Genomic DNA, 5,319 nt, shown 5'->3' on the forward strand with positions numbered 1-5,319 from the left:
AAACACTACGACTACATCATCGTCGGCGGTGGTAGCGCCGGCTCCGTCCTGGCCGACCGGTTGAGCGCCGACGGTGACCGCACGGTCCTCGTCCTCGAGGCCGGTCGGAGCGACTACCCGTGGGACCTCTTCATCCAGATGCCAGCTGCTCTGACGTTCCCGAGCGGCAATCGGTTCTATGACTGGTGCTATGAATCGGACCCGGAACCATACATGGGCGGGCGCAGAGTCGCGCACGCACGCGGAAAGGTCCTGGGCGGGTCGAGCTCCATCAACGGAATGATCTTCCAGCGCGGCAACCCGCTCGACTACGAGCGGTGGGGCGCCGATGCGGGCATGGAGTCCTGGGACTTCGCCCACTGCCTGCCCTATTTCAAGCGGATGGAGAACTGCCTCGCCGCAGCGCCCGGCGACCCCTTCCGAGGCCACGACGGCCCCCTGATCCTCGAACGCGGTCCCGCTACGAACCCGCTGTTCCAAGCCTTCTTCGACGCCGCTGTCGAAGCCGGCTACCCCCGTACCGACGACGTCAACGGCTACCGTCAGGAGGGCTTCGGCCCGTTCGACCGGAATGTTCACAAGGGAGAACGGTATTCGGCCTCGCGCGGCTACCTGCGTCCGGCCCGTAAGCGGCCCAACGTCACGGTCCAGACGCTCGCGTACGTGACGGGTATCGAGTTCGCCGGCACCCGCGCCACTGGCGTGAGCTACCGCCACGCGGGCCAGAACGTCACGGTGAACGCGGAGGAGGTCATCCTGTGCGGGGGAGCGTTCAACACCCCTCAGCTGCTCCAGCTCGCCGGCATCGGGGACCCCGCGCACCTGCGCTCCGTCGGCGTCACCCCGCGGGTCGAGCTCCCCGGAGTGGGGCAGAACCTCCAGGACCATCTCGAGGTCTACATCCAGCACGCATGCCTCCAGTCGGTCTCCCAGCAGCCTTCGCTCGATCTGTGGCGCATGCCGTTCATTGGGCTCGAATGGCTCCTCGGACGCAAGGGCCCCGCGGCGACGAACCACTTCGAGGGCGGCGGGTTCGTGCGGTCGAACGACGGCGTGGACTACCCGAACCTCATGTACCACTTCCTGCCGGTCGCCGTGCGCTACGACGGCAAGAAAGCCGACGTCGAACACGGCTACCAGGTCCACGTCGGCCCGATGTACTCGGACGCCCGCGGCCACCTCAAGATCCGCTCCGCCGACCCTTCCGAGCGCCCGTCCATCCTGTTCAACTACCTCTCCACGGAGCAGGACCGCCGCGAATGGATCGAGGCCATCCGCGTCTCCCGCGAGATCCTCCGCCAGCCGGCAATGGCGCCGTTCAACGGAGGCGAGATCTCGCCGGGCCCCGACGTTTCGACCGATCAGGAGATCCTCGACTGGGTCAGTCGGGACGCCGAGACCGCCCTTCACCCTTCCTGCACGGCCAAGATGGGTCCGGCGGGGGACCCGATGGCCGTCGTCGACCCTCTCACGATGAAGGTCCACGGCACGGAGGGGCTTCGCGTCGCGGACGCGTCCGCGATGCCGTACGTGACGAACGGGAACATCTTTGCGCCCGTCATGATGCTCGCCGAGAAGGCGGCCGATCTCATCCTCGGACGCGCGCTCCCCGCCGAGTCCGAGCCCTTCTACCGCCATACGGCAACCAGCGAGTTTGAGGAGGCGTCATGAGCGCTCCGGTCATCGATCCCACCACGCAGAGCGCGCCGCACGGCACAGGGGCGGCCGACCCCGCGCTCAAGGTCGACGGACTCTGGAAGATCTTCGGCCAGAAGGCCGACAAGATCATCGGAAGCCCGGACGAACATCTCTCCCGCAAGGAACTCCAGAGCAAGACGGGCTGCCTCGCCGCCGTGAAGGATGTCTCCTTCGAGGTCGCGCGCGGAGAGGTCTTCGTCGTCATGGGCCTCTCCGGCTCCGGCAAGTCGACCCTCGTCCGCCTCCTGACGCGGCTCATCGAGCCGACGGCCGGCACGGTGACGATCGACGGCGAAGACGTCACCCGCGCGGGCACCACGAAGCTGCGGGCGCTGCGCCGCAACCACATGGCGATGGTGTTCCAGCAGTTCGGGCTGCTCCCGCACCGCAAGGTCATCGACAACATCGCCTACGGCCTCGAGGTCCGCGGCGAAGGCAAGGCCGCGCGGCGCGACCGGGCCCAGGAGATGGTCGACCTCGTGGGGCTGTCCGGCTACGAGAACTCCTTCCCCGACCAGCTCTCCGGCGGCATGCAGCAGCGCGTGGGCCTTGCCCGTGCTCTGGCTGTGGACCCGCAGGTCCTGCTGTTCGACGAGCCGTTCTCGGCCCTCGACCCGCTCATCCGCCGTGACATGCAGAACGAGGTGTGCCGCCTCCACGAGGAGGTGGGCAAGACGATGGTCTTCATCACCCACGATCTCCAGGAGGCCCTTCGCCTCGGCGACCGTATTCTCATCATGCGTGACGGCGAGGTGGTCCAGATCGGGAGCCCGGCCGAGGTGGTCGCGAACCCGGCCGATGACTACGTGCGCGACTTCGTCTCCGACGTCCCCCGTTCGCACGTGCTCACACTGCGCTACGTCCTCCGGGCCCCGCGAGAGGGCGAACCCCTCGACGGGCCCGTGATGCAGGCGGACCGGATTGTGCGCGAGGCCGCACGGCAGGTCCTGCACTCGGCCCTGCCCGTACGGGTGTACGACGGCGAGAGATTCCTCGGCATGGTCGACGACGACGACATCCTGCGCGTCGTCGTCGCCGAGGAGGAGGCGTCATGACGACCGCGGCACCTCCCGCTCGGGCCAGGCAGCATGCCGCGGAACCCGAGACGCGACCGCCTACAGGAAGACCATCCCGAGAACCGGCTGGCAACGTCCTCGGCGTCCTGCGCCGTCGTTGGCGCCCGCTCGCGCTCGCCGCCGTCGTCGTCCTCTGGCTCGTCCTGTGGGCGGTGCTCAAGGGGACCCAGACGCTCGAACTGGGCACCGCGGACACGACAGGGTTCCACCTGTGGCTCAACAGCGTGAGGGACGCCTTCGACGCCGCCCGCGCCAACTCGGCAGTGTTCCAGCACGTGGTCCAGCCAATCAGCGACGGACTCGACGGGCTCGTCACCTTCCTCCAGAACCTCTTCAGCCAGGCTCCGGCAGGACGTCCGGTTCCCGAGGTCGGGTGGCTCGGAGTGTTCGCGCTCCTCGTCTGGCTCACCTACACGTTCGCCGGCCTGCGTTCCACGGTCCTCGTGGGCGGGTGCGTGCTGCTCTTCGGCTTCTTCGGCTACTGGCAGAACAGCATCGACACGCTGATCGTCACCTTTGTCAGCGTCGGCATCTGCCTTGTGGTCGGGCTGCCGACGGGCATCCTCATGGCCCGCAGCCGTCGCGTCTCGGCAGCGATCATGCCGGTGCTCGATCTCATGCAGACCATGCCCTCCTTCGCGTACCTCGCGCCTCTCGCGCTCGTCTTCGGCATCGGACCCGCGGCCGCCATCATCACGACCATCATCTACGCCCTGCCGCCGCTCGTGCGCATCACCGCCCACGGGATCCGGTCGGTCTCGCCGACCACGCTGGAAGCGGTCACCTCGATGGGAAGCACAGGCTGGCAGACCCTCGTGAAGGTCCAGCTTCCGATGGCTCGGCGCACGATCGTGGTCGGGGTGAACCAGAGCATGATGGCCGCCCTCTCCATGGCAACGATCGCTGCCCTGATCAACGGGCCAGGCTTGGGCCAGCCAGTGCTCCAAGCCCTGCAGTCGCTCGATGTCGGTTCCGCGTTCGTCTCGGGCCTCGCGATCGTGCTCATGGCGATCATGCTCGACCGCACGACGACGGCGGCCTCCGAGCTCGCGGGAATCGAGGCGCGCGTACACAGGGGAGCGAAGCCGTCTGCCCGGCCGGGCCTGCGCGGCCTCCTGCGGCTCCGGCTCCGGCGCACCTGGGTGGTTGTCGGGGCGGTGGCCGCTGCCGTCGCCGTCTACCTCTCGCACAACTACCTCGCGTTCGCGCAGTTCCCGAAGTCCCCGGACCTCGGCGGCCCGCTCGCGAAGGCGGTCTCAGGCGCCACGAACTGGTTCGTCACGACGTTCTCTCAGGGCACCGGGTGGCTCAAGGACACGGTCACCGCCCTGCTCGTCAATCCCTTCCAGTCGCTCCTGGCCGAATCCCCGTGGTGGCTCATGGCCTTCGTGCTGCTCGTCGTCGCCTTGCTGCTGGGCGGGTGGCGTGCGGCGGCGGTCACCGCCGTGTGCGAGGCGATCATCTTGGGCACTGGGCTCTGGAACGAGAGCATGAACACCCTCGCGACGGCCCTCGTGACGGTGCTGCTCGTCGTCCTGGTCGCCCTCGTCATCGGCGTGTGGATGGGACGGAACAAGCTCGCCGATTCAATCATCCGGCCGGTCCTGGACGCCTTCCAGACGATCCCGTCGTTCGTCTACCTGGTGCCCGCCCTGGCCCTGTTCGGCCCGACCCGCTTCACGGCCATCGTCGCGGCCTTCGCCTACGGGGTGCCGATCGCCACCAAACTCGTGGCCGACGGGATCCGCGGCGTCTCCCCGGTGACCGTCGAGGCCGCCGAATCAGCCGGGACCACTCCATGGCAGATGGTCTCGAAGGTCCAGCTCCCGATGGCCCTCCCGGCCGTTGTGCTGGCCGCGAATCAGGGGTTGCTGTACGTCCTGTCGATGGTCGTCGTCGGCGGGCTCGTCGGCGGCGGCGGACTCGGCTACCTCGTGGTGTCCGGCTTCTCCCAGATGCAGCTCTTCGGCAAGGGCCTCGCGGCCGGAATCGCCATCACTGCCCTTGGCATCATGCTCGACCGCATTGCACAACACACCGCTGCCCGCTATGGCAGGGCCGCCTGAGAAATGGAGATCCCTATGAGAAAGCGTCTCAAGACGGCCGCATCCGCCGTCGCCCTGACTGCATTGTTCACACTGACCGCCTGTGGGGGCGGTGACATCGCGAGCTCCGCGGCCGCTGCCGGCGGGTCCAAGAGCTGCGGCACGTTCAACGTCGCCGTCAACCCGTGGGTCGGCTACGAGGCGGACGCCTACGTGGTCGGCACCTTGGCGAAGGAGAAGCTCGGCTGCACGGTCAACTACAAGACCCTCAAGGAAGAGGTGGCTTGGCAGGGGTTCGGCAGCGGCGACGTGGATGTTGTCCTCGAGAACTGGGGCCACCCAGACCTCAAGCAGAAGTACATCGATCAGGACAAGACAGCCGTCGAGGTCGGGCCGACCGGGAACACCGGTCAGATCGGCTGGTTCGTGCCGCCGTGGATGGCCCAGAAGTACCCGGACATCACGGACTGGAAGAACCTCAACAAGTACGCCTCCCTGTT

The 5,319-nt window shown here is 67.6% G+C and carries 4 protein-coding genes; all 4 read left to right on the forward strand.

Going from position 1 to position 5,319, the window contains the following annotated elements; genetic code table 11:
- Window positions 1–1,671: choline dehydrogenase (gene betA / locus V7053_RS17770; RefSeq protein ID WP_334173592.1), on the forward strand; the 1,671-nt coding region annotated here is incomplete at its 5' end.
- Complete coding sequence (locus V7053_RS17775) at window positions 1,668–2,753, forward strand: quaternary amine ABC transporter ATP-binding protein (RefSeq protein ID WP_334173593.1); 1,086 nt, start codon at window positions 1,668–1,670, stop codon at window positions 2,751–2,753. The genes betA and V7053_RS17775, both read left to right, overlap by 4 nt.
- Window positions 2,750–4,840: an ABC transporter permease gene (locus tag V7053_RS17780; protein WP_334173594.1), complete on the forward strand. Its 2,091-nt coding sequence runs from the start codon at window positions 2,750–2,752 to the stop codon at window positions 4,838–4,840. The genes V7053_RS17775 and V7053_RS17780 overlap by 4 nt, the downstream gene beginning before the upstream one ends.
- A gap of 15 nt (window positions 4,841–4,855) precedes the next feature.
- On the forward strand, window positions 4,856–5,319 hold a 464-nt coding region (locus V7053_RS17785), incomplete at its 3' end, for a glycine betaine ABC transporter substrate-binding protein (protein WP_334173595.1).

Source organism: Sinomonas sp. (assembly GCF_036848755.1).
Classification (GTDB): Bacteria; Actinomycetota; Actinomycetes; order Actinomycetales; family Micrococcaceae; genus Sinomonas.